We start from the raw sequence: 26142 nt of genomic DNA, 5'->3' as shown, positions 1-26142 counted from the left end.
GCTATGCCTTAGTGACAACGGTAAGGCAGAAACCCGAAAAATAAACACAGCACTATGATAATTAACAGATCTTTGCCTACGCCCGCGTTTAAAAATACCACAACGGGAGGCAATAGAATCGCAATAATGACTCATAGTCATTTGTTTATATCGACAGCAGGCCATCCTTAAACCGTAATAAATGACGAGTAAGCAGTTTTTAACTTCGTCGTTAGCCCACCGGTTTGCAACCATTGCATTATCAACCTGTGGCTTGGGCGTTGTGGCACAGGTCTTCACTTAACATTCAGCCCATTTCAACAAAAATGCCAAAAGCCATCTATAGTTAAAGGAAAATTGAACGCCGCCATGGAATTTGATCCCCAAGCGCTTTTACTGATTAAATTTATTTGTCTACTGACAGGTACAGCCGCTATTGCATGGGGATTAATCGCCAAACCATTGAACATTGCCAAATTAGCCAGCATACGTTTTTCCCTTGCGAATATCTGTGTGTTTATCGGCATCATTCTCAACACTCTAAGAACCGAATCAAATAGTTACCTCTACTGGTTTTGCGCAGATATTGTTATCTTACTCGGATTTATCATGCTGCGTTGGGGCACACAATATCTGTTCCGCTTACAGCACAGCACTAAACTCGATCTCACTATGCTCGCAATCACCGCAGCACTCATGTTGATGGTTCCCCCAAATGTCCAATCTCAGCCGATACTCGCCATGCTTTTTTCAGCCAATGCAGCACTATCTTTTGTGATGCTCAGTCGAGATAACTATTACGCTATCCGCAGAGAGACTGGCAATAAGATAGCGATTGCCATGATCACTCCCTTAATAGCAATGGCTATCATCTTCATGATTCGGTTTTTCATCGCCCTGTTATCGCCGAGTGAAACGCCAATATTTATTGCCATGCACACGATTGAAGCCATTCCTGTGCTGTGGTTTTATGTGTTCTTAGCCTTACTTATCAATATCCTGATGATAGGTAATGCGATGACTCGTCTGGTGAGTAAAATCAGAATGTTAGCTGAAAAAGACCAGCTCACAGGGCTGTGGAATCGACGCGCAATGCAAAAAAGACTCACCACAACCCACCAATGCTGGCAGAAAAATGCAGAGCCTTATAGCGTGATCTTGCTCGATCTCGACCATTTCAAACACATAAATGATCACTATGGTCATGATGTTGGTGACCTCGCCCTGCTGACGGCGGCAAGATTATTTAACTCGGTATTACGAGAACACGATGTCCTGTGTCGTCATGGTGGGGAAGAGTTTTTGGTTTTACTGCCAGCCACAAGCGCACCATCCGCAAGAGCCGTTGCGGATAAATTACATCGGGTACTGAGGGAAAATCCGATTAACTGGCAGGATAAAAAAGTCCAACTTTGCGCAAGCGTGGGTTACGCCACGATTTATCAAGGATGTCAGCCAGACAAACTATTGATTGAAGCCGATCATGCCATGTATCAAGCAAAGTCTGAGGGGCGCGACCGGATCTGCCAAGCATTCCCCTCCCAATAAACACCTATCGTTCAGGCCACTCTAAAGTCTCTGGTGCTTGCCAAAATGTTAGCGCCTCACTGACAGCCTCAGTTAAAAAGAGCTCGCCCTGCTCAGGCATATCAAGATACGCATAATCCTGCCAACTGCCATCTCCATGTTGATAACGAAAATGCAGGCAATAGGCGTGCAGATAACAGCGGTCGGCGACATCGGAGCCATAGAGGGCATCGCCTAAAATCGGTACCCCAAGGCTAGCAAGCGCGACCCGTAACTGATGGGTTTTACCCGAATGGGGTTTGAGCAAATACAGCCGTAGCCCATCGCCAACACTGACGGAAAAGAATTGGGTAATCGCTGGATTTTCTTTGGTACGCAGTAACTTAAACATACTGCGGCGGGATTTAGCCATATCGCCAATCACCCAGCCTTGCTTCTTTTTCGGCTTACCTTTGGCGAGGGCAAGATAGTATTTCTGCACTCGATGGACGCTAAAAAGCTCAGTCAACTGCCGCGCCGCAGCCGGATGTTTGGCTAACAGTAACAGCCCTGAGGTCGGGGTATCGAGCCGATGCACGGCAAAGAGCTTAATCCCCAAATCCTGCTCCAGCTGCGCAACGACACCCGCGGTGCCATCTTGGCTATGAAAGTGCACATTCGGCGATTTAGAAATAACAAGAAAATCAGCCTCATTGGCTATGATTCGGTACATGGGGTTCCTAACACTGTCACGCGGATATTGGCCTAAAACTGGATAGTAACCACAAGGCCGGGATGATTATCCGAAAGAGTAATTTGCGCATTGTGCCGCGATAGAATGGCTTTGACCATAGATAATCCTAAACCTGTACCCTGCAAATGGCGGCTGGGGTCAAGCCGCACTAGTCGCTCAAACACCCTTTCCTTGCTGTCATCGGGTATCCCAGGACCGTTATCGCAAATCTTAATTTGGGCACCGGATTGAATAATATCGATACGTGCGCCTTGGCCTGAATATTTCATCGCATTGTCGACCAAGTTATATAAGGCTTGGAACAACAGATACTTGTCACCATAAATTTTATGGTCAGATAGCAGCGACAGGCTCAAGGTTTGCTCATTCGACTCCGCAACTGCATCAGCCATTTCCAGCAAATCAGTACATAGCTGCGCCAAACTCAGCTCCTGCAAATCTAAGGTTTGCTGCCCTTCCTCAATGCGTGTCAGCGAGAGCATGGCATCGAAGGTCGCAAGGCAGTGGTCAAGCTCTTCGGTCAAAATCGCACAGCCCTCACTGATTTCATCGGGGGATTTGGCCGCTAATTCCTCAAGACCAATGCGAATATGGGATAAAGGCGTGCGCAAATCGTGGGCGATATTGTCAGTCACGCCACGCACCGCCATCAGGTTATTCTCAAGAATATCCAGCACGTTGTTAAATTGCAGCGCCAACATATCAAACTCGTCCTGACGCCAACTGAGCGGCAGACGCGTATCATAATGCCCACGCTCAATTTGCTCACTTAAACGGTTGTACTGCACTAAACGGCGTAAAATTGCTTTAGAAAACAGATAGCCCAGCGCTAAGGTTAACACTATGGTCAACATCACGGCCGTGGCCGCTGCGCTGATAAATTTATCGATGAGTGTGGCTAAGTTGTCGGTACGGGTGGCGATAAGTACGGGGCCATAGCGAGTCATCACTAGGCCGCCGGTAAGGATATGCAACTTATCAGGGCCACCCGTTAAAATCGGAAAATCCCGGGTTTGTGGCAGCATAGGCATACCTTCGGGCATAAAGCTTAAGGCGCCAACCATATCATAGCTATTGCGCCAGGCGATAAGCGCCGTCTGCGGATCGGCTGCACGAATTTGCGCCGCAAAACTACGACGGTCGACAGTAAGAGCAAGCTGCTGATAACGTTGGGTTTCGGACTCAAGATACTGAGTCACTTGGTACTGCTGTTCGATAATGAGTTGCCGATAAAGGGCAAACAGCAAAGCGCCTATGATCACAGTCACTAAGGTCGAGAAGATAATAGTGATGCGCCAGGCGCTGCTTTGGTAAGGCTTAATGCCTTTGGCGTAAGCGATAACCCGCTCCCCTTACGGTTTCAATCAATTCACCGTGGCCTAACTCTTCAAACTTGCGGCGTAACTTGGCAATATGCACGTCGATCACATTGGTACGGGGATCGAAGTGATAATCCCACACGGCTTCAAATAATAGCGTCCGACTAATAACCTGATTAGCGTGTTCCATCAGATACTTAAGCAATTGGAATTCTTTGGGTTGCAGCATCAAATCGTGGCCATCTAAGGTCACGTTACGTGTTAGCAGCTCCATTTTTAAGCCACCGACCACCAGATCTGTGGTAATAGGTGCGGATTGGCCCCGTTGCATCAACTTTTCGGCACGTACAAGCAGCTCCGAAAAGGCAAAGGGCTTAGTCATATAATCATCGCCACCCGCACGCAGGCCTTTTACCCTTTCATCCACATGGGCCAGCGCCGACAGGATAAGCACTGGAGTTTGGTTGCCAGTTGCTCTAAGGGCGGCCAGCAATTTCAACCCATCGAGTTGGGGCAACATGCGGTCGAGAATCAAGAGGTCGTACTGACCACTCGTGGCTTGCAGCAGACCTTGATGACCATCGCTGGCGGTCTCAATATTATGTCCCTGCTCAAGAAATCCTTTAACGATGTAGTCGATCGTTGTCGCATCATCTTCAACTAAAAGTATTTTCATCTGTATGCTGCGCTCCCCTGTCTTCACTTAGCGGTAATACTCAGCGTGCTAATCCCACTTAAGTAAAGGTAACTGTCGTAAATTTTCAATATCGAATGCCAATTTATACTTGCCTGTATCGTCCAGCAACTTTAACTCTAAGTAACTGATACCTAAGTCATGGTCTAATTTAGCATCGGTCAGAAAGGCCTTATGATCCTGAGTCGCCATTGCAATAATGCCGGAGAAGGTTTGATGCTTAGTGCTGATAAGGCGTGCGGCTTCCACCTCGCCGACATCATCGGCTGTGACTTTACCCGCTTTTTGTTTCAATAACTTACCATCTCGCGCCCGATATTCGAAACGGGTAATTGCATTCGCCAGCGGATTAATCAACTCAAACTGGTAGACCAACTCGCCTTCCTGCATTTCCATTTCAAACTCGGCAATCACGCCAGGAAACTCCTTCTCAATTTGCTGCATCACGCTTAACGGCGGCAGATACTCACCGCTCGAAAGCATCGAATACATGCTCTGGGCTGCGGTGGCAATCCCAGATACCAACATGAATCCTAGCAACCATAGTCTCATGGTTCCTCCATAAAAATCGGCTAAGTTTGTATCTTATGAGACAATCAGTTAGATGTCGATGGCGTACCAAAATCCCATCGCTTTTATCCCTGTTTGCCCATGATGGCGCCTAGTTCATCACTCATGTGAATTGCTCAATCCACTTGATTCAAACTCAGCAAACACTGACGAATGCATTCAGTTTACCTAATAGCGACTGAAACACCGATGGAAACAAGATTAAGCTTTGATCATCTGGGGATTTTGAAGTATGACATTTACCGTAAAAACCCATCATTTAGCCATTTAAAATCACACTAATTGAATTTCAGCTGGTATTTTAGCGCATCTGTGTCGTCAAAAAGTACGATTGGCAATGCAATCCCGTTGTTCTAGAGTCAACTAAACGGCCATTTAAATCGGAGTGCATATGAAACCAATTACACGCTGGATTAGCTTAAGTTTGCTACTGCTTGGAGCATTAAGCGCCTACGCCTATGGCAGCGCCACAAGCGCTGTGACGTTTATCATCTTAGGTATGCTTTTTGAAGGAACATTTTGGATGGGATTACTCGGTAAGCGAAAAACGAAATAAACAGTCTCAGTTAATTTGCGGCTAATGCGTGATTCACCCTAACTACCCCAGTGTGAAATCGGCGCTGGCATAGCATGGGCATATCCCTGTTGATAATCGCACCCCAATAAGGTTGCCACATCAATGTGCATCAAAGTCTCCACACCTTCACAAACAACCTGCATTCCTAATCGCTGTAAATACTCAACTAAGCTCGTCAAAATTCGCATTGAATGTGAAGAGCGACAAGCTTGCTGCAAAAGGGAACGATCTAACTTGATGACATCATAGGGCAACACCATCAAACGTAAAAAATTACATTCTTGAGTGCCAAAATCATCTAATACGATGCTAGCTCCTAGTGCCCGTAGCATTTCAATCATTTCATGCTGTTTATCATCTAATAAAGTATGCTCTAACACTTCAAACCAAATTTTGATGCCCAGCACTTTTGCTTGAAGCAACAGCATTTGCAATAAATTTTGATAAGTAACACTGTATGGCATGGGATTTAAATTAATGGACAGAATGCCAACGCCTTTATCGGCCAATCTAGTTAAGTCTTTAAGAATCGACCTCAACATCCATATATCTATATGCAGAGAAGTATTTTGATCTAACAGTAAAGAATCCACCTTCTAAAGAAGGTGGCTTTGTTTTAACCCCCTAAAAGGGGGCCTTTATTCAAGAGCAAGTTGACCCTGCTCTTGCCGCTCTACTTTCTCTTGATGCCTAACGTATCTACGGATTATTTCCTCGTTAATTCCAATCGAATCGACGAAGTATCCTCTCTGCCAAAAATGATTTCCCCAAAGTTTATTCTTACGTAGGTAAGGAAATTTACTGAATATTTTCAAAGCTATCTTACCTTTTAACGCCCCCATTAAATTCGATATAGATATCTTCGGAGGTACCTTCACCACTAAATGAACATGGTCAACTTGAACATTTAGCTCCATGACTATGCATCCCATTTGATGGCAATAAACCTGAATGCATCGATAAACCTCTTTTCCGACATTACCTTTCAATATCCGAAAGCGGTACTTTGGTGTCCAGACTATATGATATTGACATCGCCAGAACACATGCGATGCTTGCTCGTATCTACTCATGTTATTTGCCTCTTTTGACTTCGCTAAAAATCAAAGATGCATTTAACATGGGTAGGTATACAGGCAAAGCCTCAAATGATGATAACCACCTACTGAAGTAGGTGGTTTTGGGCTAAAAATAAAAAACCGCCCGAAGGCGGTTTTAATACAATAAGAAGCTTTACTTGCAAGCTTAGCCGCAAAAGCAAACTCAGTCGCGAAAGCAAACTTAGCCTTTAATCAGCTCGCTGATGGTCAGCACGCCGTGGGTGGTCGCGCCAGCGCCCCATAGTGCAGAAGCAGAATCTTCGAAGGCGGCCGCTAAATCCACGTGTAACCACTTGGCTTCTGGCGAAACAAAACGCCACAGGAAGCCGGCCGCATTCGAGGCACCGCCAGCACCACCACCTTTCACTGGGCGGCTGTTTGCCGTGTCAGCATAGGCCGATGGACACATATCTTTATGCCAAGGATCCAGTGGCAATGGCCATACACGCTCAGCTACTGTCGAGGCTTTTTGTTGCGCCAGTTGTAACACTTCTGTCTGTGGCGAAAAAATCGCGTTGTAGTTAGAGCCCACCGCCATCACAGCTGCGCCAGTTAAGGTTGCTGCATCGATAATAAAAGGAGCACCCGTCGCAGAAGCCGCTTGCAGACCATCGGCCAGCACTAAGCGCCCTTCGGCATCGGTGTTAACTACTTCAACTGTGACGCCATTTTTGTAGGTGAGGATATCACCCAGCTTATAGGCACGGCCGCTGATCAGGTTTTCAGCGCAGCACAGGAATAATTTAACGCGTTTGTTCAGGCCCGATTTAATCGCTAAACCTAAAGCGGCAGTAACAGTGGCGGCGCCGCCCATATCACACTTCATGCCCAGCATGCCTTCAGAAGCTTTAATGCTGTAACCGCCGGAGTCGAAGGTAATCCCTTTACCGACCAAGGCAACAGATACTGGGGCATCGGCTGACAGCGGGTTAAAGTCTAGCTCTAACATCGCAGGTGGACGCTCACTGCCGCGACCTACAGCATGAATACCAATCCATTGCTCTGCTAATAATGCTTCACCTTCAATAATACGGTAACTGACCTTGGCACCACCGAGTTCGGCTAACCATTTGGCCGCTTGCTGCGCCAGTTTCACAGGAGACAGATTTTCAGGAGTCTCATTGATCAGTTGACGGGCAAATGTAGCCACGTCTAAGCGACGTTGTAACTCGGCTTGTACTTCGGCATCGCCGCACCATTGGATCTTGTAACCGGGTTTAGCGGTGGCAAAGCCTTGAGCGAAGACCCATTGGCTATTTAGATCCCAAAGAGAACCCACTAATGCGACGGTATTAATCCCTTGATTACGTAATTTACGCGCTGCCATTTGAATTTGGCGTAGCTCATCGCCGCCACCTAAGTGGACTAATGTACCTTCGGCATTGAAGGTCACATCGGCTTTGCCCCAATGGGCTGCGGGGGCATCTTTGGTTAACTCAACTCTCATCACTTCAGTCACTTTAAGTTCACTCATAAGGGGTCCTTATTTTAATTTGTTCTTGCTCTTATACCCATACAAGTTGAGGTGAGACGTCCTGCATCCTCAGGCTTTTGGGGTACACACAATACAACGGGGTTGGCGGCAGTTTACTGCCAGTGGCCCAGGACTGAAAGCCATCGGCCTAAGTTACCGAGGTAAAATCTGTAAACATTTGCGAAATTTGTTAGTCTTCGGAGCCAGAATCAACTAGCGACAGGGATCACATGCACTTTACTCCAGCACTGAAATCGGGAAAGCTACTTAAGCGCTACAAACGTTTTCTCGCCGATGTCCAACTCGAAGACGGCAGTGAAATCACCCTGCATTGCCCCAATACCGGTTCAATGCGTAACTGCCTGTTCCCCGGTGAAACCGTGTGGTTTTCCACGTCTAACAATCCTAAACGTAAATATGCCCATACATGGGAGTTGATGACCACGCCAACGGGTGGCCTTATCGGCATTCATTCGGGCAATGCCAACGCCCTAGTCGAGGAGGCACTTAATAAAGGTATTATCACTGAACTTAAAGGTTACGACAGCTTAAGTCGCGAAGTGAAGTACGGAGATGAAAATAGCCGTATCGATATCTTGCTGGAAGCTGCTCAAAAACCCGCCTGCTATATAGAAGTCAAAAGTTGTACTTTGCTTGAAGATGGACAAGGTTATTTCCCCGATGCAGTGAGTCTTCGCGGCCAAAAACATCTGCGGGAATTAATGCACATGGCCAGCCTTGGGCACAGAGCCGTATTGCTATTTGTGGTGCAACATACTGACATTATTAGTGTGGCACCAGCGGCACACATTGACCCTGAGTATTCTAACCTATTGAAAAAAGCTATTTTATCAGGTGTAGAAGTGCTAGCGTATCGCTGCGAAATATCCCCCGATGAGATACATCTGGCCCAATCATGCCCAGTCCGAGTATGATGTTAAGATTGAGTAAAATACTTTTTCATTTCAATTAGCGAAGGCAGTCAAAAAATTCTGTCAAGGTGAAACGAAAAATTTGCCTCGTTGTAAAGATTCTGATATAGATAGCGGCCGTTCTTAAGGACGCCCTACAAACGCAAATGATGACAGGAGATGCGTTATGCCTGAAGGCACCAAAAAACTTGGCGTACTCGCTATCGCAGGTGTAAGTCCCTACCAGGAAAAACCCGGTGAGGAGTATATGAACGCTAAGCAACTGGGTCACTTCAAGATCATTCTTGAAGCTTGGCGCAATCAGTTGCGTGAGGAGGTCGACCGTACTCTGAGTCATATGCAGGATGAAGCAGCAAACTTTCCCGATCCTGTGGACCGTGCAGCGCAGGAAGAAGAGTTCAGTCTCGAATTACGTGCGCGTGACAGAGAACGTAAACTGATCAAGAAGATCGAAAAAACTCTCCAGAAAATCGAAGAAGACGATTTTGGCTTCTGCGATTCTTGCGGTATCGAAATCGGCATTCGCCGTCTCGAAGCGCGTCCAACAGCCGATCAGTGTATCGACTGTAAAACGCTTGCAGAGATCAAAGAGAAGCAAATGGCGGGTTAATCGGCCATCCTAGGCGGGGAGTTCCCCGCCTACTTGTTTGTGCATCTTGCATAAACATCCTCTCGTTTCACTTCGCTTTTTTGTTAGTATCCCCCTAAAATACAGCCACTTTGACTGGTTATTCCTGCAAATTCCTATGATGGCGACTCACTCTTTCAACACTTCCGCTTTACATCCTTATGTTGGCCGTTTTGCGCCTTCGCCCTCAGGAGCATTGCATTTTGGCTCGCTAGTCGCGGCCCTTGGTAGTTATCTGCGGGCGCGCTCAGAGGGAGGAAAGTGGTTAATACGCGTTGAGGATATTGATCCACCTAGGGAAGTTGCAGGCGCCGCCGATGATATTTTACGCACCTTAGAGGCTTATGGTTTCGAATGGGACGATGCGGTGCTGTACCAGAGTGCGCGCACCGAGGCCTATCAGGCCAAACTCGATGAGTTACTCGCTGAGGATAACGCCTACTTCTGCCAATGCAGCCGCAAACAAATTCAAGCCATGGGTGGGATTTACGATGGCCGCTGCCATCGGTTAGCCACGCCACATCACAGTGGTGCGGTTCGGCTAGTTAATCGCGCTCAAGTGGCCGAGTTTACCGATAACCTGATGGGAAAAGTGATTGTAGATCGGGCCTTTGCTGCTGAAGATTTTATTATCAAACGTAGTGATGGACTTTATGCCTATCAACTCGCCGTAGTGCTGGATGACGCCTACCAAGGCATTACCGAGGTGGTGCGGGGCTACGATTTAATCGAAGCCAGTTGTCGCCAATTAAGCTTATATCAAACCTTTGGTCTAACCGCGCCGCAGTGGTTGCACTTACCGCTCGCCAGTTTAAGTCCGGGTTTTAAGCTGTCAAAACAAAATCACGCGCAGGCTATCGATAAACAGCATCCGCAAGCGAGTCTCAATGCAGCCCTCGCCTTTTTGGGCCAAGCACCAGTAGAGCTCACAACTGCGCCGCAAATGCTGGCCCAGGCAGTGGCCCAGTTTCAATTGTCGGCAATCCCTAAACAGCGGGAAATCCTGATCGCCCCTTAAAGCCTGACGGGCAAGTTCTCGACCTAAAAGCATCATGTTATCAGCGCTAAGTCGTGGCATAGCTCAAAAATCGCGATATACCCATCGGGACGCAATTGGTATATCATAGCCGCCAGATTTTTAATCACATAACAGATACATTCCGAGGTGTCCCATTTTTCGCCGTATTAGCCAATTCTGCAAGCAGCTATTTGAAGACGCGCCTAAAACGACCGCTCCAACTCCAGCTCAGATTGAACCCCAAACGCCAGAACTTACTTCAGGCGGCTTAAGCTTGGCGATCGTGCCTAGGGATGCGCACACCATTTCCCGCAAGCAGATCAGTGAAAATGCGCTTAAGGTACTATATCGACTGAATAAAGCTGGTTTCCAAGCCTATTTAGTGGGCGGGGGTGTACGGGATTTGCTCCTTGGGCTTGAACCGAAAGACTTTGACGTGGTTACCAATGCGACGCCGGAAGAAATCAAAAAACTGTTCCGTAATTGCCGTGTTGTTGGTCGTCGATTCCGCCTTGCCCATATTGTGTTTGGCCGCGATGTGATTGAAGTGGCGACTTTCCGTGGCCACCACGGTGAAAGCAATGAAAAGATTTCCAAAGCCAATGCCGAAGGGCGTTTGCTCAGGGATAACGTGTACGGAGAAATCGACGAAGACGCAGAGCGCCGCGATTTTACCGTTAACGCCCTTTACTACGATATTAGCGACTACTCTATCCGCAGCTATGGCGGTGGCATGGAAGATCTTAAAGCCGGCACCTTAAGGCTGATTGGCGATCCCGAAACCCGTTACCGCGAAGATCCAGTGCGTATGCTCAGAGCCGTGCGTTTTGCCACTAAGCTCAGCATGACAATTGATGAAGTAACTGCTAAACCAATCAAACAGTTAGCACCACTGCTCAAAGATATTCCTGCCGCCCGCATGTATGAAGAAGTGCTCAAACTCTTCTTCGCCGGCAAAGCCATGGCAAACTTTGAGATGATGCAGGAATATAAACTGTTTGCGCCCCTATTTCCTCAGGTTGACGCCCTATTAAAAGAAGCGCCTAAAGGTCCGGCAATGAAGATGGTGCAAGCCATCATGAAGAGTACGGATGATCGTGTTAATGAAGATAAGCCCGTCACGCCATCGTTTTTCTATGCGGCGATTCTCTGGTATCCACTGCGCCAACGCGCCGAAGATATTGCTGTTGAAAGTGGCCTTACTTTATATGATGCCTTTTTCGCCGCCATGGGCGATGTGATGGAGCAGCAATGCCAAACCATTAGTATTCCTCGCCGTTTTAGCACACCAGCCAAGGATATCTGGCAACTACAACTTCGCTTTGAGCGCAGCCAAGGCACGCGCGCCTTTAAACTGTTAGAGCATCCGAAGTTTAGAGCGGCATACGACTTACTGTTACTGCGTGGCGAAGTCGAAGGGGGCAATCTGGCCAAGAGTGCAGCCTGGTGGCAACAGTTTGTTGAAGCGGATGAAATCGAGCGTTTGGCGATTGCCCGCAGCGGTAATAAAGCCTCGAGCAGCCGTAATCGCAATTCACCTCAGCGTCGCCGTCGCCGCCCAAGTGCAGCCAAAGCCGAAGAATAATGACTCAAGTGTTTGTCGCCCTTGGAGCGAATCTTGAAGATCCCCAAGCACAGCTGGACAATGCCGTAGCGGCCTTGTCCACCTTGGCTGAAAATCAAAGTCTTAGGGTATCTCCCTATTACCGTTCAACGCCAATGGGTGAGGTTGTGCAGCCTGACTATATCAATGCTGTCGCAGGCTTTGAAACTCAGCTGGCCCCGCTGGCCTTATTAGATGCACTGCAACACATTGAAAATACCCAAGGCCGTGTACGCCAAGAGCGTTGGGGGCCCAGAACATTAGATCTAGACTTACTCTTGTATGACAACGCCATTATCGATGAGCCCAGACTCAAAGTGCCGCACTACGGCATGAAAGAACGTAGCTTTGTGCTAGTTCCTTTAGCTGCCATTGCGCCCGATCTCGTGTTGCCCTGTAAAACGCCGCTACACAGCCTTATCAGTGAAAAATTCTTGGCCGAGTTACAACTACTGGGCAATGATCATTGAAGTCAGCCCCCAGTTAGCTTATAACACCACTTCCATTTGGTTTGAAGATCACCCATATGTCTAAAGTTACTAGCTCAACCCTGTTGAAATACAAACAGGAAGGTAGAAAATTCACCGCTCTGACAGCCTATGATGCCAGCTTTGCCAGCGCGTTCGACGGCGAAGGCATCGATGTGCTACTGGTCGGCGATTCTTTGGGAATGGTTCTGCAAGGCCACGATGATACGCTGCCCGTCACGACAGCCGAAATCGCCTATCACACTCGTTGTGTGCGTCGCGGTATCGAGCGATCACTGCTGATCGCAGACATGCCGTTTATGAGTTACGCCACGCCAGAACAAGCCATGGAAAACGCCACCGCACTAATGCAGGCGGGTGCCAATATGGTCAAGCTGGAAGGCGGTCACTGGTTACTCGAAACGGTTACTAAACTGACCGAGCGCGGTATTCCTGTCTGCGCCCACTTGGGCCTCACCCCGCAATCGGTACACGTTTTTGGCGGTTTTAAAGTGCAGGGCCGCGATGCTGAAAATGCCCAGCGCATTCTCGATGAAGCTAAGGCCTTAGAGGCGGCAGGCGCGCAGCTGTTAGTGGTTGAATGTATTCCAGCATCGCTTGCTACCGCCATTACTCAAGCATTAACTATCCCTGTAATTGGCATTGGCGCGGGCGCCAGCACCGATGGTCAGATTCTGGTGATGCACGACGTGCTTGGTATTTCGAGTGGTTATATTCCACGTTTTTCAAAGAACTACCTCAAGCAAACGGGCGAAATCCGCTCGGCGGTTCGCGCTTATATTGAAGAAGTGGCCAATGGCACCTTCCCGAGTGCAGATCACACGTTCAACTAAGAGTGCTAGCACTCATAAAGCTAAATTGTGCTAAGCACACAGACTACTCATTTTAGGTTTTAGCAAGGTAAGAGTTAATGATCACTAGCGCCCATATCGATGATATTCGTACTCAAGTGCGAGCATGGCGTGCCAAGGGCGAGACTGTCGCCTTTGTGCCGACCATGGGCAATCTCCATCAGGGACACATCACCTTAGTGAAAGAAGCGGCGAAAAAATGCGATCATGTAGTCGTGTCTATCTTCGTCAATCCCATGCAGTTTGGGCAAAATGAAGATCTCGATGCCTACCCGCGCACCTTAGAGGCCGATAGCCAAGCCTTAACCGCAGCGGGCGCCGAGCTGTTGTTTACTCCAACACCGGCGATTATTTACCCCAAAGGGTTAGCGCAGCAAACCTATGTTGAAGTACCGGGGATCTCCGATGTACTCTGCGGTGCTAGTCGTCCCGGCCACTTCCGTGGCGTCGCGACCATCGTTTGTAAACTGTTCAACATAGTGCAGCCCGATGTCGCGTTCTTTGGCAACAAGGATTATCAACAACTGTTAGTGATCCGCACTATGGTTGAGGATTTGTCGCTGCCGATTGAAATTATCGGTGTAGATACAATTCGTGAAGCCTCGGGCTTAGCCATGAGTTCACGCAATGGTTACCTTACTGCAGAAGAAAAGGCCGCAGCGCCCGCACTGAAAAAAGCCATTGATGCCATGGCACAAGGGATCAAGCAAGGCGTGAGTATCGAACAAGTCACCGCAGAAGCCAAAGCGAGCCTTATCGCCGCAGGCTTTACACCGGATTATTTAGAAGTTCGCCATGCCACCACGCTGGCCCATGCGGAAGCTACGGACCAAGCCCTGGTGATTTTGGCGGCCGCTTACTTAGGTAAAGCGCGTCTTATTGATAATCTGCGCTTTGATCGCTAAACATCTATTTAAGATTTGAGAAAAGGAGCTTAGGCTCCTTTTTTATTACCTCAGAACGCTGGTATTGCTGGCGTTCCAGTGAAGCGTCAAATAAATTCCAGCGTCAAAAAACTGGTTTTATTCTTTCACTTACGCCATAGTACTCACCAATGTTAACGTTAAGTAACATATGTTTATACTACATGGATTTATAACTGCTAAAGTTTAAAGGGAGATAAGTGAGACAACTCCATTTAACTCTAGCTTAATACCCATTGTGATAACTTCATTCATTGCGTATAAAAAGGATTTGTCGTCGAATGGCAAGACTCATAGTGACTCTTATTTGTATGCTTTTGCCTCTCACGGCGCTCGCAAATACCGTCTATAAATGTCGCAAAGGCGATAAAGTCATCTTTAGCCAAATCGCCTGTCCGCAGGAATACAGTCAGCATAAAATTGAATATCAGTTGGGTACTAGCAACGAAATTGATTCGGATAAACGTGAAACCAAAGTAGACCCATTGCAAGCTTTGTTAAATAATCACTCCTTACCCCCAAAGAAACTGCTGCAATTACTCGACGGTGAAATCTATAGCCTCAAACAAGAGAATAGCTATTTTGAAATCCTAAGGGCCAGTGAATTACAGAAACTAGAACGGCAGCGATATTGGCAAAATAAAGACAAAAGTGATCCCGATTATTTAAAGCAACTGAGTAAGATTAATGATCATTTTGATAAACTCACCACAATCAATAGCCAACTTATACAGCAATTATCGGATAGAAAAACCCAAATAAATGCCGATGTAGAACACGAAGAACCCCAAAAAAATGACACGCATTAGTTGAGCATTAAACGTAAATGGTAACTACCGACTAAACAGCTAGTTTAGGGGTTGAAAGCAAAAAGGCGACCTTTCGGTCGCCTTCATTTTTAAGGACTAAATTAGAATTGTGCTACTACTGGTGCAGAACATAAGATTCCAGTGGTTTCACATACTTGGTAAGTCACACTTGATGCAGACGTAGTGAAGCGATCACGATAGTTGCCATCGTTCTCAGTTGTCACCACTAACTGACCGTCACGGTATAGAGCAATACTTTCGCCTAATGCACTATCCCATTCAATATCTACCATAGCGCTACCACGGCGTGATACCAATGCGCGAGTGACGGATGCGTTGATACTATGCTCATAAACTTGAACTTCCATGGTCACAGTATTGCTGTGTTCCATTGAGTCAGTCACAGTGAGGGCCACAGTGTAAGTACCTGCCGCAGCAAATACATGGCTAGGGTTCATTTCAGTTGAAGTTGAACCATCACCAAAATCCCAGCTGTAGCTCACGATATCATCATTCGCATCGGTACTAGTGTTAGTAAAGGCGACACTTAAACCTTCAACTGCATACTCGAAGCCCGCCACTGGTGCCGCTGGAGATGCTTCGCCTAAGCCGCTGATCACTAAGCCCCAGTTATTAAGAGTACCCGTGTCAGCCGCTGCATTGTCATCTACTGATAATGACCAAGTACCCCGTGCGTTTTCACCATCAAACGCGCTTAAGTCCCAACTCTTAACAATGTTGTCAGCGCTGCCACCATCACGGTTATGTAGAACCACTTCAGTACCTGCTGGTGAAGTTAACACAACGCGTAAGTCACCAATCCAAGTGTGGCTGATATTGACATCGGCGGTCACGCCAAAAATCTGCACATCATCAGTAACTTCAATCGTGCTCACAATACCACTAGCATTGTTATCAGGGATAGCAACAGCATTCTCATTGCCATAGGTAAAGTCATTTAATCCTTGAGGGAACACATTCAGTGAAACGACTTTAGCCTTTTCAATGGTGCCATCGGTACCTGTTACTGTAATGCTGTAATCACCCCAAGCTGTTTGCGCCGTTGTCGCAACATCTAAGGTAAATGAACCACCAGCAGAAACAGTTGAGGCTGATAAGGACACACCTTCTAGCGCTGGAGAAACAGAGACAGAAAGCGCCACATCGCCTTCCCATCCAGCAACACTACCAACACTAAAGTTATAGCTTGCAGTGCTACCCGCTTCGACAGATTGTGACACTGGCGATACGGTAAACTTGTAGCTAGGAGATGGGTTAGCCTGCTCGAGTGCGTTAGCCACATTGAGGCGAGTACCAGCCACGGTTTTACCCGTTAAATCTGCATTAGCATCACCTGATGCCATCAGTAAGGATTTCATTTCTACTGGTGAGAGATCTGGATTTAATGACCACACCAGAGCTGCGGCGCCGGTGACATGTGGAGTAGCCATAGAGGTACCAGAATACGTCGCGTAACCACCACCTGGAACAGTAGAGAGAATCGCGGAGCCTGGTGCTCCCATATCGACGCTAGTTAAACCCCATTGTGAGAAGTCTGACATACGGTCATTACGATCCGTACTTGCAATCGAGAGGACAACGTCAGAATCGTAGCTTGAGGGATAATGTGGGCTCGCATCGTTATCGACCGCGTCATTACCCGCTGCTGCAACGAATAAAATGCCTGCTTCACCACCCGCTTCAATCGCATCTTTTAAGGCTTGGCTAAAGCTACCGCCGCCCCAAGAGTTGTTGGTGGCTTTGATATCCACGCCATGGTTAACCTTCAGATCCGTAAAGTAATCTAAACATGCAATAGCGCCAGCTGTAGAACCATAACCATCGGCATCAAGGAACTGACAGGCGGCAATTTTAACGTCCCAGTTCACCCCAACGACACCCACACCATTGTTGCCTTTAGCACCAATAGTGCCAGATACGTGAGTACCGTGACCATTACCATCCATTGGGTTACCGTTATCATTTACCGCACTGTAACCGTGAATATCATCGATCACGCCGTTACCATCGTCATCGATACCATTACCTGGAATTTCGCCAGCGTTAACCCACATGTTGGCTTGCAAATCTGGGTGATTGTAATCAACCCCAGTATCGATAACCCCAATCACCACATCCGAGCTACCCGTGGTGATTTCCCAAGCCTCTGGCGCGTCGATATCTGCATCGGCACTACCGCCATTTTGGCCAGTGTTGTTCATGCCCCACAGGCTAGCAAAGCTTGGATCATCGGGCGTACCTATCGCCTTAAGAATGTAGTTGGGTTCTGCATATTTTACCGCTGGATGACGACTAATCACCTTAATCGCATCTTCAATATTAGCGCCTTTACGCAGGGCTAAACGGGCAAGTTTACCATTGAGTAAATGCTGGAATTTATCGTCTACGCCATCAGCATTTGCATCGGTTAAGGTGCCGCGAATTAAACGCTGTGCTGCTGCACGTTCGGCTTTAGTCACATTATCTTTGTACACCACAAGGATGGCGTCTTTTTCATAGACTGGTGCATCTTTTGCCATTGCAGGCACCGCTGACAACGTCATCGCTCCTGCAATTGCTAACGCCAATGGTGAGAGTTTTATTGACATACTTAAGCTTCCTATAGTCCTTTACGTTGAAATTCTGGAACGGCAATTACGCAGCCACCATTCAAAGTGAAATGGATAAAAACGACGAATTTCCAGCATGTTTGCCTGCAAATTGTTGCCATAATGTTTCAATTTAAAAAAGACGCTGCACGCTAAATACAACTTAACTACTAGACCAACTCGGTGAGGTAAATACCGCCTAAACGCAGGGTTTTATCGACAAAAAACAAGATATTCATGGAATTAACAAAAGTTAATCTGGTTAGCATTTAAATTACACCTCAAAAATAAATACCCTTTTGGCCAATTGTCTCTAAGCACTATGGCTCGTACCTTGATGCCTGAGTTGGAAGGAGTCTGTGCTCTGACCAAAACACCAATACATGCAAGGAGTCACTTGTGCCAAATCCATTAACACGCTTTTTGGTACTGCTGCTCTTGATATGTAGTTGCCTGACATCATCCCATGCGGCAGATGTCAGTGAATTGCCCGTCACACTGCAGGCGCTAATTGAGCGTTCAGGGCGCGATAATCTTATCGACCTAGTGCAGCAAGGCACGGCAAACCAAGGGATAGTGTTTCAATCAGGGAACGATAACAGCGCCTATGTGACGCAAGCGGGTAACGATAACGTATCGCTTGTGACACAGATTGGAACCAATAATGAAGTCCAACTACGACAAGTCGGCACTAAAAATATGGCTTCGATTACCCAGATTGGTAATGACAACCTGGTGCAATTGAACCAGCTAGGAAGCGGCAATTTTTCGATTCAACAGATTGCGGACGGTGCCGCAATCTCAATAACTCAGTATTAAACAGGGAGAGTCACATGAAATCACAAGCAAAAATGTCATTGATTGCATTAGCCATTACTGCGGGATTAAGTGGTAATGCGCTAGCAGCAAGCACAGTCAACGAAATCAGCGTTGAGCAAACAGGCCAAGGTCAAGATACCTTAGTCGCTCAAACTGGTGTCATTAACGCAGCAGCAGTAACCCAAACGGGTAACGACCAAGTTGCCACCGTATTACAAGACGGTGTGTGGCATGAAGCACAAGTCAACTCAACTGGCGATGCTAACAAAGTGACTGTTAGCCAACAAACAGATTGGCACGTAGCCTCTGTTGATGTGGAAGGCAATAATAACGAAGTTGAAGTGACTCAAGACGGCTTCTTCAACCAAAGCAGCAACGATGTCGTGGGCAACGACAACCTTGTTTCAGTTAGCCAATTAGGCGAGCTGAACGAAAGCTATGTTGAAATCACTGGCACAGAAAACAGTGCATTTGTTGAGCAAGAAGGTGATGAAAACCTTGCCGTATTCCGTGTTCAAGGCGACAACAACGACGGTGATATCAAACAATACGGTAATAGCAACCAAGCGGGTCTTATTGCACTCGATCTGACTGCCAACGTGGGTAACAACAACGACGTATCAGTTGAACAAATTGGTAACAATAACTTTGGTGCAGCCAAAGGCATCGCTGGTAACGACAACAGTGTTGATATCTACCAAAAAGGTGATAACCACACTGGCTTTGTTTACGCCTTAGCCGGTAGCGAAAACGATATCAGCATGAAGCAAGAAGGCAGCAATAACATTGCTTACCTCTCTATGACTACGGGTGATGATAACACTATCGACATCGCTCAAGATGGTGATAGCAACACAGTTGGTGATTCTTTAGTTGCTGATATTCAAGGTGATGATAATGATATCGCCATCAAGCAAAAAGGCGATAGCAACGGTGCAGAGTTCCAAGTATGGGGCGATAGCAACGACGTAGACTTAAAACAACGTGGTGATGCTAACTTCGCAACCTTTGGCGCTTACGGTACTGACAACGACTTCGACTTATCCTCTAAAGGTGATAACAACGAGCTGGTTGCCTTCGCAACAGGTGAGGACAACAGCATCGAAATCAGCCAAGAAGGTGATGCGAACTTCGCTTATGTGGATGCCGTGGGTAGCGACAACGAAGTGGATGTTGAGCAAGATGGTGATCAAAACGAGACCATCATTAGCGTAACAGGTAACAACGCCGATGTAACTGCACTGCAACACCGTGGCGATCTGAACCTTATCGATTTAATCATCGAAGGTGATGAAAACTCAGCAGAAATCACTCAAGCGGGTAACGGCAACTGGGTCGGTGGTGATAGCGGTAGTTCATTTGCTGCCAACTCATTTGGCGTGAGTGGTGACAACAACAGCCTAATGATCTCCCAAACAGGTAATGACAACTTAGTATTAGGCTCACAAGCGGGTAACAACAACAGCATCAGCGTAACCCAAAATGGTGATATGAACGTTGCGACTGTTGTGCAATACTAATCTTTAAATATGAGTCGCCTTCAAGTTGAAGGCGACTAAATAAAAACGGGAACATTGATAATGTTCCCGTTTTTATTTGCCTATCACACGCAAAAGTACATCGCTATTCGTCTTATCGTTTGGGTATCACAAACAAAGGCTTAACTACAAAACTCAAAATGGGTTTGATAGGTCTGAGCCCACCTTAATAACTCGACACGATTTCGTGACTGGGTTTTACGGAAAATCGATGAAATATGCGCCTTTACCGTGTGCTCACTGATGCAAAGACGATGGGCAATTTCCTTATTTCTCGCGCCGCTGGAAACGAATTGAATGATGGTTCTTTCTCTAGAGGTAAGCGCTTGCAGCATGGCCACAGTGTCGGCAGGCATATCATGTTGTCCATCCAACTTTTGCACTACGCGACGAAACATCTTACTGAGCAAAGTTCTATCGTACCAAAGCTCATCGGCAACCATTTTACGCAATCCGGTCAACATCAAATCCATACGCTGGTCAGTAAACAGTAGTCCGCGTATGCCAAGCAGCATAGCTGACTCTTGATCTAAGGAATTGCGCTCAACTTGATACAGAGCCACAGGAATATGGGGGACAAGACGAGATGCCAGCAAAGGGATCCCTTTATTGTCTAAGGCCGCACCTTTCTGGGCGATTAAACAAAAGCTGCGATGCCCTTTGTCTAAATCTAACTCTAACTCTGAGGCATGTTTAACGATCCGTGTTTTCAATCCGATAGATTCAGCAAGTATCGCTAGATGACAAGGCGCCGCCACTTGATGTAAAAATACTAACTCATTGATAGTACCCAATTTACTCTTCTCCCTGAAAAGTATTTCATTATCTTTTTATCCGGCTTAATGAAATCTGCTTAAATCTCAGCATACATCTCATTAACATAGCCCATTTTGACTAGTTACCGTATGAATGCCATCACCCAAATGTACTAATAACCTCTATTTATATGTAGTAAATTCGACTAAGTCCCTAAATAGTATTTAATTGCTAGCAATTAATACTAAATGAGATAGAGATCACATTCATCTTTATACCTTAGTCTATGAAAACATCAATCGAAAGTTTAAACAAAAAATTAACACCTGAAGATGACATTTTTGAGAATAAAAATCCCCTTTGAATCTAATTCAAAGGGGATTGGATGTTCTCAGACTACGATTAGGCTTGAGTCAGGAGTTTAGTGATTTGCTTATCCTGCACACGGGATAAACTGAGTAGCGCCACGATGGCCCCAATTAAGGCTAAAAACATATCCGATTGAGTATCCCACATGTAACCTTGTGTGCCTAAGAATGCCTCAGCACCTTCGCCCGTTGCAGCGGCCACCCACCACTCAATAAGCTCATAGAAAGCACTGAAAGCGAGTACAAAACAAGTGACCAAAAAAGCGCACCAAGCGCCGGGTTTGACGGCTTGATTGCGTAACATAATCTCACGGGCCAACATGGCAGGAATAAAGCCTTGAGCGAAATGCCCGACCTTGTCGTAATTGTTACGTTCACTGCCCATCCATTGGGCAATGGTGTCAAATAATGGCACTTCAGCATAAGTATAGTGCGCGCCGACAAACAGCACACAACAATGTACAAGTACTAAAAAATACACTATTGGGGTTAGCTCAAAGCGTTTGCGGGTAAAAAATAATAGCGGAACCGCCACTAATGCAGGTAAAGCTTCAAGCCACCAAGTGAAAGTATCAGCAGGTTTTATCGCCGACCAGACTAATACTGAGAGGTAAATACCGCACCAAGCGATTTTATTATTCAATGTTTCTTCCTCTTATGCGATATTGTTCTAATTTTAGAATATTAACTTTAGCCATCTAGCCCTCCACAGTGAGCAAAAAAAGTGCTACTTTGATGAGCCAAGGTTGTCAGCATAACATACAAGAACCACTTCAATTAATTAGAGGGTACCCATATCATGGCGAAACATTCGCTTGACAAGGATAAGATCAAAATCCTGTTGTTGGAAGGCGTCCACCAATCTGCGGTAGATGTGTTTGAACGCGCGGGATACACCAACATTGAGTATCACAAAGCCTCGTTAGGTGATGAAGCCCTGCATGAATCCATCAAAGATGCTCATTTTGTTGGTATTCGTTCCCGTACCCAACTCACCGCCGATGTATTAAAACGTGCCGAAAAATTAATTGCGATTGGTTGTTTCTGTATCGGCACTAACCAAGTGGATTTAGCGACCGCCGAATTACTCGGTATCCCCGTTTTTAACGCACCATTCTCTAATACTCGCAGCGTGGCTGAACTGGTATTAGGCGAAATCATCATGCTGATGCGCGGTATTCCTGAACGTAACGCTATCGCCCATCGTGGTGGTTGGATGAAAACTGCCGCAGGCAGTTACGAAGTCCGTGGCAAAACTTTAGGCGTGATAGGCTATGGCCATATTGGAACTCAGCTGGGGATCCTGGCAGAAACCTTAGGCATGCGTGTGGTGTTCTTCGATATCGAAGACAAATTGCCATTGGGTAATGCCCAGCAAATCCATTCAATGGAGCAATTGCTGGCACAGTCCGATGTAGTGAGCTTGCACGTGCCTGAAACGCCGCAAACCAAAGACATGATAAGTACTGCCGAATTCGCCGCTATGCGTAAAGGCAGCATCTTTATCAACGCTTCCCGCGGTACTGTGGTCGATATCGATGCGCTTACGGTGGCACTAAAAGAGCGTCACCTTGCGGGCGCGGCGATTGACGTTTTCCCCATTGAGCCACAATCGAATGATGATGAATTTATCAGCCCATTACGCGGTTTAGATAATGTGCTACTCACGCCACATGTGGGTGGTAGCACCGCCGAAGCACAGGAAAATATCGGTATCGAAGTGGCAGGCAAATTAGCCAAATACTCAGATAACGGTTCAACCGTATCGGCCGTTAACTTCCCTGAAGTGTCTCTGCCAATGCATAAAGGTACCTCACGCCTACTGCATATCCACCAAAATCGTCCAGGCGTGCTGATCAAAATCAACAAAGCCTTCTCTGAAAAAGGCATTAACATTGCCGCTCAGTATCTGCAAACCACGGCAGAAATCGGTTATGTGGTAATGGAAGTCGACACTCACCAAGCAGAAGAAGCCTTGGTTGAGCTTAAAGCCATTGAAGGCACACTGCGTACTCGCGTGTTGTTCTAAAGCCTAAACCGCTTAGGTTTGCCCCCATCTAAGGCGCACATTTCATTTAAGATATGTGCGCCTTATGCTTTTGAGGCCAGAGGAATTCCGCTACAATCAAGCCTCTTGCATCGCCTTCATTTTCAGGATCTCGCTATGACTATTGCAGTTTCGACACCCAATTGGGATCTGGACGCCTCCACGCCTCCACTTATGCTCGCCAACTTATCCCACCTAGGCCTTATCAAAGTGGTTGGCGAACAGGGCCGCAGTTTTATCCATGGCCAAGTGACCACAGATATCAGCTCACTCGAAACCAACCAATGGCGCTGGGGCGCACATTGTGATCCTAAGGGAAAGATGCTGGCTAGCTTCCGCACCTTTGCCATCCAAGATGCGCTGTTGATGTTGATGCCAAAGGACACTATTGCAGTGGATCTGCCACAACTGCAAAAATATGCGGTATTTAGTAAGGCGACCCTGACCAATGCCTCTGATGAGTGGACATTACTCGGTGTGGCGGGTGAACAGGCTAAACAATTTGTCAGCCAACACTATGGTGAAGTCACTCAGGAACTCACTCTCATCGAGCATGGCGCCATTTTAAAAGATGCGGATCGATTTATATTGGTTCTACAACCACAAGCCGCAAGTGCCCTCATTGCCGAGCATACCGTATTTGATGCCAGCGCTTGGCAAGCATTAGAAATTGCTGCGGGTTACCCCAATCTAGCGCCAAGTCATGCTAATCAGTACGTACCGCAGATGTGTAACCTACAGGCTATCAACGGGATCAGCTTTAACAAAGGCTGCTACATGGGTCAAGAAACTGTGGCTCGGATGAAATACCGTGGTGGTAACAAGCGTGCGCTCTATATTCTTCAAGGCACCACTTCCTTAAATATCAATTTGGAAACGGGTATCGAGATAGAATTGGAAGACGGTTATCGCAAGGGTGGACAAATCATTGAATTTGTTCAACGTGGTAATCAAGTGCTGCTCACCGCAGTGCTCGCCAACGATACCGAGAGTGATGCCAAACTGCGTTTCGCTGATGACGAGCAATCTAGCTTACGTATTCAAGCATTGCCCTACTCGCTCGAAGACTAGTTTCTCGATGATAAGCGAATCGTATTGAAAAAGGCGCTCTAGGCGCCTTTTGCTTTTAATGCTCGAAATAAGTATCTCGAATCGCCACCACCTCGGGCAAGATTTGCTTAAATTCGGCCACCAGCTTAGGGTCAAAATGTTGCCCTGCTTGACTTTCGAGTAACTCGACAGTGGCTTCAATGGTCCAAGGCTCCTTGTAAGGACGGCGCGAAGTCAGCGCGTCAAAGACGTCCGCTATCGCCACAATCCGACCTTCAATCGGAATATTTTCCCCCGACAAACCATTAGGATAACCCGAACCATCCCATTTCTCGTGGTGGGTTAAGGCGATACGCCGCGCCATTTGCAGCAGTGGGTCGCCATGCTCACCAATGATCTCAGCACCAATGGCGGCATGTTGCTGCATGATTTTCCACTCTTCAGCATCAAGCTTACCCGGCTTTTTCAGTACCGCATCGGGCGTGCCGATTTTGCCAATGTCATGCATAGGTGCCGCGTTATACAACAACTCACAGAAGGTACTCGGTAAACCTAGTTTGATAGCGAGCAGCCGCGCATAATGGCTCATACGCACAACGTGCAGACCCGTTTCGTTGTCTTTGTATTCGGCGGCGCGACCTAAACGGCGAATGATTTCAAAGCGGGTTTCTTCTAACTCTTGGGTACGTTCTTTAACTTGTTGCTCTAGCAAGCGTTTTTGATCGTACAGCGCGAGATGAGTTTTGACTCGCGCCTTCACCACGGGAGCGCTGACTGGTTTGGTAATGTAGTCAACCGCACCTAAGGCAAAGCCCTGTGCTTCATCGGCAACCTCAGATAATGCCGTCACAAAAATCACAGGAATGTGGCAAGTTAAGGGCTCCTGTTTAAGCTGCTTACAGACTTCATAACCATTCATGCCGGGCATCATGACGTCGAGTAAAATTAAATCAGGCAGTGTTTTGGCTACAAGGGCTAGCGCTCTTGGTCCATCAATCGCGACTTTGACCTTATAGTCATCACCGAGTATGCCCACCAAAATATCGATATTTTCTGGAGTATCATCGACGACTAATATTGTTGCCTTATCCATCAACACATTCACCTTTCCAGTGGCTTTATCAATGATCAATACTGCGCATAATTGACCGTTTTACGTTAAGTCTACAAGTACTTCATCAATCAACTCGACGGCCTCATCGAATTGATATTGATTAATCATCGTTAGCGCTGGACTCAACTGCTGCCATAACTGCGCACTCACTTGCGGTTTAAGTGCATCCATTTGGGCAACTGCATCGGAATCCGCTTCTTCTAAACTTTGGCGTAATCGCGTTAAGGCCTCAATGAGGGCTTCTGGTGGTAAATGCTCCGCCGTCGGCCCACTAGATTCTTCAAACTCAGGTTTAACTTTTTCAATTGCTTGGCAAATCGATGCCACTAACGTTTGGATTTGGTCCAACTCCGCTTGGAACTCAGTATTTTCACTTAAGTGAAGTTCCAATTGCCGAGCCAATTCCGCAAGCGTTGTGGAACTTAAATTGCCCGCAAGTCCCTTAAGCGTATGGGCCATTCGCACCGCATCCTCACGTTTATTGCTGGCAACGGCCTTGTTGATTTGCTCGACAACATTACGTTGGCTAGTAACAAAACGATCAAAGATCCTTTGGTAAAGGCGCGTGGAGTTTTGTACTAGCTGCAAGCCTCTATCAATATCAAGCTCAGGGTGT

Annotated in this window: 27 protein-coding genes; 14 read left to right on the top strand and 13 right to left on the bottom strand. The window is 46.9% G+C overall.

All coding sequences use genetic code 11. The annotated features are described in order from the left end of the window. Positions 1-8 precede the first annotated feature (8 nt). A complete protein-coding gene (locus L976_RS22985; RefSeq protein ID WP_229777800.1) occupies positions 9-128 on the bottom strand; it encodes a YqaE/Pmp3 family membrane protein in 120 nt (39 codons plus the stop codon). Positions 129-348: 220 nt separating this feature from the next. Between L976_RS22985 and L976_RS20670 the strand changes: the two genes are divergently transcribed. Next, positions 349-1527 (top strand): GGDEF domain-containing protein, encoded by a 1179-nt coding sequence (locus L976_RS20670; protein WP_047539700.1) that lies wholly within the window; start codon positions 349-351, stop codon positions 1525-1527. A gap of 4 nt (positions 1528-1531) precedes the next feature. Here L976_RS20670 and L976_RS20665 read toward each other — a convergent pair whose 3' ends face one another. The 4 genes from L976_RS20665 to L976_RS20650 are packed head-to-tail and all read right to left on the bottom strand — an operon-like array spanning position 1532 to position 4804. Next, positions 1532-2218, bottom strand: coding sequence for a TIGR01621 family pseudouridine synthase (locus L976_RS20665; protein ID WP_047539698.1), 687 nt, complete (start codon positions 2216-2218; stop codon positions 1532-1534). Positions 2219-2250: 32 nt separating this feature from the next. Next, on the bottom strand, positions 2251-3507 hold the full coding sequence (locus tag L976_RS20660) for a sensor histidine kinase (RefSeq protein WP_037423161.1): 1257 nt from the start codon (positions 3505-3507) through the stop codon (positions 2251-2253). A gap of 49 nt (positions 3508-3556) precedes the next feature. Then, positions 3557-4234 (bottom strand): response regulator transcription factor, encoded by a 678-nt coding sequence (locus L976_RS20655; RefSeq protein WP_047539696.1) that lies wholly within the window; start codon positions 4232-4234, stop codon positions 3557-3559. A gap of 48 nt (positions 4235-4282) precedes the next feature. Then, on the bottom strand, positions 4283-4804 hold the full coding sequence (locus L976_RS20650; RefSeq protein ID WP_047539695.1) for a hypothetical protein: 522 nt from the start codon (positions 4802-4804) through the stop codon (positions 4283-4285). Between the two features lie 409 nt (positions 4805-5213). Between L976_RS20650 and L976_RS23410 the strand changes: the two genes are divergently transcribed. Then, a complete protein-coding gene (locus tag L976_RS23410) occupies positions 5214-5378 on the top strand; it encodes a hypothetical protein (protein ID WP_052184045.1) in 165 nt (54 codons plus the stop codon). 38 nt (positions 5379-5416) lie between these two features. On the opposite strand, the gene L976_RS20645 is transcribed toward L976_RS23410, so the two are convergent. The 3 genes from L976_RS20645 to pepB all read right to left on the bottom strand — a co-directional run bounded on the left by L976_RS20645 (position 5417) and on the right by pepB (position 7973). Continuing rightward, positions 5417-5992: an EAL domain-containing protein gene (locus L976_RS20645; RefSeq protein WP_269430393.1), complete on the bottom strand. Its 576-nt coding sequence runs from the start codon at positions 5990-5992 to the stop codon at positions 5417-5419. 45 nt (positions 5993-6037) lie between these two features. Then, positions 6038-6472 carry an IS200/IS605-like element ISShes8 family transposase gene (gene tnpA, locus L976_RS20640; RefSeq protein ID WP_039978090.1) on the bottom strand — a complete coding sequence of 145 codons (435 nt, stop codon included), beginning with the start codon at positions 6470-6472 and terminating at the stop codon, positions 6038-6040. A 208-nt stretch (positions 6473-6680) separates the two neighbouring features. Further along, positions 6681-7973 carry an aminopeptidase PepB gene (gene pepB, locus L976_RS20635; protein WP_047539691.1) on the bottom strand — a complete coding sequence of 431 codons (1293 nt, stop codon included), beginning with the start codon at positions 7971-7973 and terminating at the stop codon, positions 6681-6683. Positions 7974-8203: 230 nt separating this feature from the next. Here pepB and sfsA point away from each other — a divergent pair, with 230 nt between their 5' ends. The 8 genes from sfsA (at position 8204) to L976_RS20595 (ending at position 15225) form a co-directional block, all read left to right on the top strand. Further along, positions 8204-8908 (top strand): DNA/RNA nuclease SfsA, encoded by a 705-nt coding sequence (gene sfsA, locus L976_RS20630; protein ID WP_047539689.1) that lies wholly within the window; start codon positions 8204-8206, stop codon positions 8906-8908. 163 nt (positions 8909-9071) lie between these two features. Next, positions 9072-9515 (top strand): RNA polymerase-binding protein DksA, encoded by a 444-nt coding sequence (gene dksA / locus L976_RS20625; RefSeq protein WP_037414555.1) that lies wholly within the window; start codon positions 9072-9074, stop codon positions 9513-9515. A gap of 139 nt (positions 9516-9654) precedes the next feature. Next, positions 9655-10551: a tRNA glutamyl-Q(34) synthetase GluQRS gene (gluQRS, locus tag L976_RS20620; RefSeq protein ID WP_047540833.1), complete on the top strand. Its 897-nt coding sequence runs from the start codon at positions 9655-9657 to the stop codon at positions 10549-10551. A gap of 283 nt (positions 10552-10834) precedes the next feature. Further along, positions 10835-12136: a polynucleotide adenylyltransferase PcnB gene (locus L976_RS20615; RefSeq protein WP_047540831.1), complete on the top strand. Its 1302-nt coding sequence runs from the start codon at positions 10835-10837 to the stop codon at positions 12134-12136. Next, a complete protein-coding gene (gene folK, locus L976_RS20610; RefSeq protein WP_047539687.1) occupies positions 12136-12624 on the top strand; it encodes a 2-amino-4-hydroxy-6-hydroxymethyldihydropteridine diphosphokinase in 489 nt (162 codons plus the stop codon). Before L976_RS20615 ends, folK begins: the two co-directional genes overlap by 1 nt. A 56-nt stretch (positions 12625-12680) precedes the next feature. Continuing rightward, a complete protein-coding gene (panB, locus tag L976_RS20605; RefSeq protein WP_037429053.1) occupies positions 12681-13475 on the top strand; it encodes a 3-methyl-2-oxobutanoate hydroxymethyltransferase in 795 nt (264 codons plus the stop codon). A 77-nt stretch (positions 13476-13552) separates the two neighbouring features. Then, positions 13553-14398, top strand: a complete 846-nt coding sequence (gene panC / locus L976_RS20600) for a pantoate--beta-alanine ligase (protein WP_047539685.1) — start codon at positions 13553-13555, stop codon at positions 14396-14398. A gap of 299 nt (positions 14399-14697) precedes the next feature. Further along, on the top strand, positions 14698-15225 hold the full coding sequence (locus L976_RS20595) for a hypothetical protein (protein WP_047539683.1): 528 nt from the start codon (positions 14698-14700) through the stop codon (positions 15223-15225). A gap of 101 nt (positions 15226-15326) precedes the next feature. Here the strand turns inward: L976_RS20595 and L976_RS20590 are convergent, their stop codons facing one another. After that, positions 15327-17834 carry a S8 family serine peptidase gene (locus L976_RS20590; protein WP_047539681.1) on the bottom strand — a complete coding sequence of 836 codons (2508 nt, stop codon included), beginning with the start codon at positions 17832-17834 and terminating at the stop codon, positions 15327-15329. 399 nt (positions 17835-18233) lie between these two features. On the opposite strand from L976_RS20590, the gene L976_RS20585 reads away from it, so the two are divergent. Together L976_RS20585 and L976_RS20580 are read left to right on the top strand one after the other, a co-directional pair. After that, positions 18234-18653, top strand: a complete 420-nt coding sequence (locus L976_RS20585; RefSeq protein WP_037414543.1) for a curlin — start codon at positions 18234-18236, stop codon at positions 18651-18653. 14 nt (positions 18654-18667) lie between these two features. Further along, on the top strand, positions 18668-20173 hold the full coding sequence (locus tag L976_RS20580; RefSeq protein WP_037414540.1) for a curlin: 1506 nt from the start codon (positions 18668-18670) through the stop codon (positions 20171-20173). 140 nt (positions 20174-20313) lie between these two features. Here L976_RS20580 and L976_RS20575 read toward each other — a convergent pair whose 3' ends face one another. After that, positions 20314-20985, bottom strand: coding sequence for a helix-turn-helix transcriptional regulator (locus L976_RS20575; RefSeq protein ID WP_037414538.1), 672 nt, complete (start codon positions 20983-20985; stop codon positions 20314-20316). 364 nt (positions 20986-21349) lie between these two features. Further along, entirely contained in the window at positions 21350-21958 is a 609-nt protein-coding gene (locus tag L976_RS20570) for a DUF2238 domain-containing protein (RefSeq protein WP_037414536.1), read from the bottom strand. Positions 21959-22114: 156 nt separating this feature from the next. On the opposite strand from L976_RS20570, the gene serA reads away from it, so the two are divergent. Together serA and ygfZ are read left to right on the top strand one after the other, a co-directional pair. Further along, positions 22115-23344 (top strand): phosphoglycerate dehydrogenase, encoded by a 1230-nt coding sequence (gene serA / locus L976_RS20565; protein WP_047539679.1) that lies wholly within the window; start codon positions 22115-22117, stop codon positions 23342-23344. A gap of 135 nt (positions 23345-23479) precedes the next feature. Beyond that, positions 23480-24433, top strand: a complete 954-nt coding sequence (gene ygfZ / locus L976_RS20560) for a tRNA-modifying protein YgfZ (protein ID WP_047539677.1) — start codon at positions 23480-23482, stop codon at positions 24431-24433. A gap of 55 nt (positions 24434-24488) precedes the next feature. On the opposite strand, the gene L976_RS20555 is transcribed toward ygfZ, so the two are convergent. Continuing rightward, the gene (locus L976_RS20555) at positions 24489-25505 is read right to left on the bottom strand and encodes a response regulator (protein WP_047540828.1); all 1017 of its coding nucleotides are present in this window, start codon (positions 25503-25505) and stop codon (positions 24489-24491) included. 60 nt (positions 25506-25565) lie between these two features. Next, a partial coding sequence (locus L976_RS20550) for an Hpt domain-containing protein (protein ID WP_197062289.1) occupies positions 25566-26142 on the bottom strand: 577 nt, incomplete at its 5' end.

It is taken from the genome of Shewanella sp. ZOR0012 (assembly GCF_000798835.1).
Classification (GTDB): Bacteria; Pseudomonadota; Gammaproteobacteria; order Enterobacterales; family Shewanellaceae; genus Shewanella; species Shewanella xiamenensis.
The sequence above is the reverse complement of the archived record's forward strand: the minus strand, read 5'-3'. Positions and strand labels throughout refer to the sequence as shown.

Bases quoted from the DNA above. Each gene is read 5' to 3' on its own strand.
- panB (WP_037429053.1), top strand. From the start codon at position 12,681: ATGTCTAAAGTTACTAGCTCAACCCTGTTGAAATACAAACAGGAAGGT.
- serA (WP_047539679.1), top strand. From the start codon at position 22,115: ATGGCGAAACATTCGCTTGACAAGGATAAGATCAAAATCCTGTTGTTG.
- L976_RS20590 (WP_047539681.1), bottom strand. From the start codon at position 17,834: ATGTCAATAAAACTCTCACCATTGGCGTTAGCAATTGCAGGAGCGATG.
- pepB (WP_047539691.1), bottom strand. From the start codon at position 7,973: ATGAGTGAACTTAAAGTGACTGAAGTGATGAGAGTTGAGTTAACCAAA.
- L976_RS20650 (WP_047539695.1), bottom strand. From the start codon at position 4,804: ATGAGACTATGGTTGCTAGGATTCATGTTGGTATCTGGGATTGCCACC.
- folK (WP_047539687.1), top strand. From the start codon at position 12,136: ATGACTCAAGTGTTTGTCGCCCTTGGAGCGAATCTTGAAGATCCCCAA.
- dksA (WP_037414555.1), top strand. From the start codon at position 9,072: ATGCCTGAAGGCACCAAAAAACTTGGCGTACTCGCTATCGCAGGTGTA.
- L976_RS20655 (WP_047539696.1), bottom strand. From the start codon at position 4,234: ATGAAAATACTTTTAGTTGAAGATGATGCGACAACGATCGACTACATC.
- L976_RS20580 (WP_037414540.1), top strand. From the start codon at position 18,668: ATGAAATCACAAGCAAAAATGTCATTGATTGCATTAGCCATTACTGCG.
- tnpA (WP_039978090.1), bottom strand. From the start codon at position 6,472: ATGAGTAGATACGAGCAAGCATCGCATGTGTTCTGGCGATGTCAATAT.
- panC (WP_047539685.1), top strand. From the start codon at position 13,553: ATGATCACTAGCGCCCATATCGATGATATTCGTACTCAAGTGCGAGCA.
- sfsA (WP_047539689.1), top strand. From the start codon at position 8,204: ATGCACTTTACTCCAGCACTGAAATCGGGAAAGCTACTTAAGCGCTAC.
- L976_RS20555 (WP_047540828.1), bottom strand. From the start codon at position 25,505: ATGGATAAGGCAACAATATTAGTCGTCGATGATACTCCAGAAAATATC.
- L976_RS23410 (WP_052184045.1), top strand. From the start codon at position 5,214: ATGAAACCAATTACACGCTGGATTAGCTTAAGTTTGCTACTGCTTGGA.
- L976_RS20595 (WP_047539683.1), top strand. From the start codon at position 14,698: ATGGCAAGACTCATAGTGACTCTTATTTGTATGCTTTTGCCTCTCACG.
- gluQRS (WP_047540833.1), top strand. From the start codon at position 9,655: ATGGCGACTCACTCTTTCAACACTTCCGCTTTACATCCTTATGTTGGC.
- L976_RS20665 (WP_047539698.1), bottom strand. From the start codon at position 2,218: ATGTACCGAATCATAGCCAATGAGGCTGATTTTCTTGTTATTTCTAAA.
- ygfZ (WP_047539677.1), top strand. From the start codon at position 23,480: ATGACTATTGCAGTTTCGACACCCAATTGGGATCTGGACGCCTCCACG.
- L976_RS20670 (WP_047539700.1), top strand. From the start codon at position 349: ATGGAATTTGATCCCCAAGCGCTTTTACTGATTAAATTTATTTGTCTA.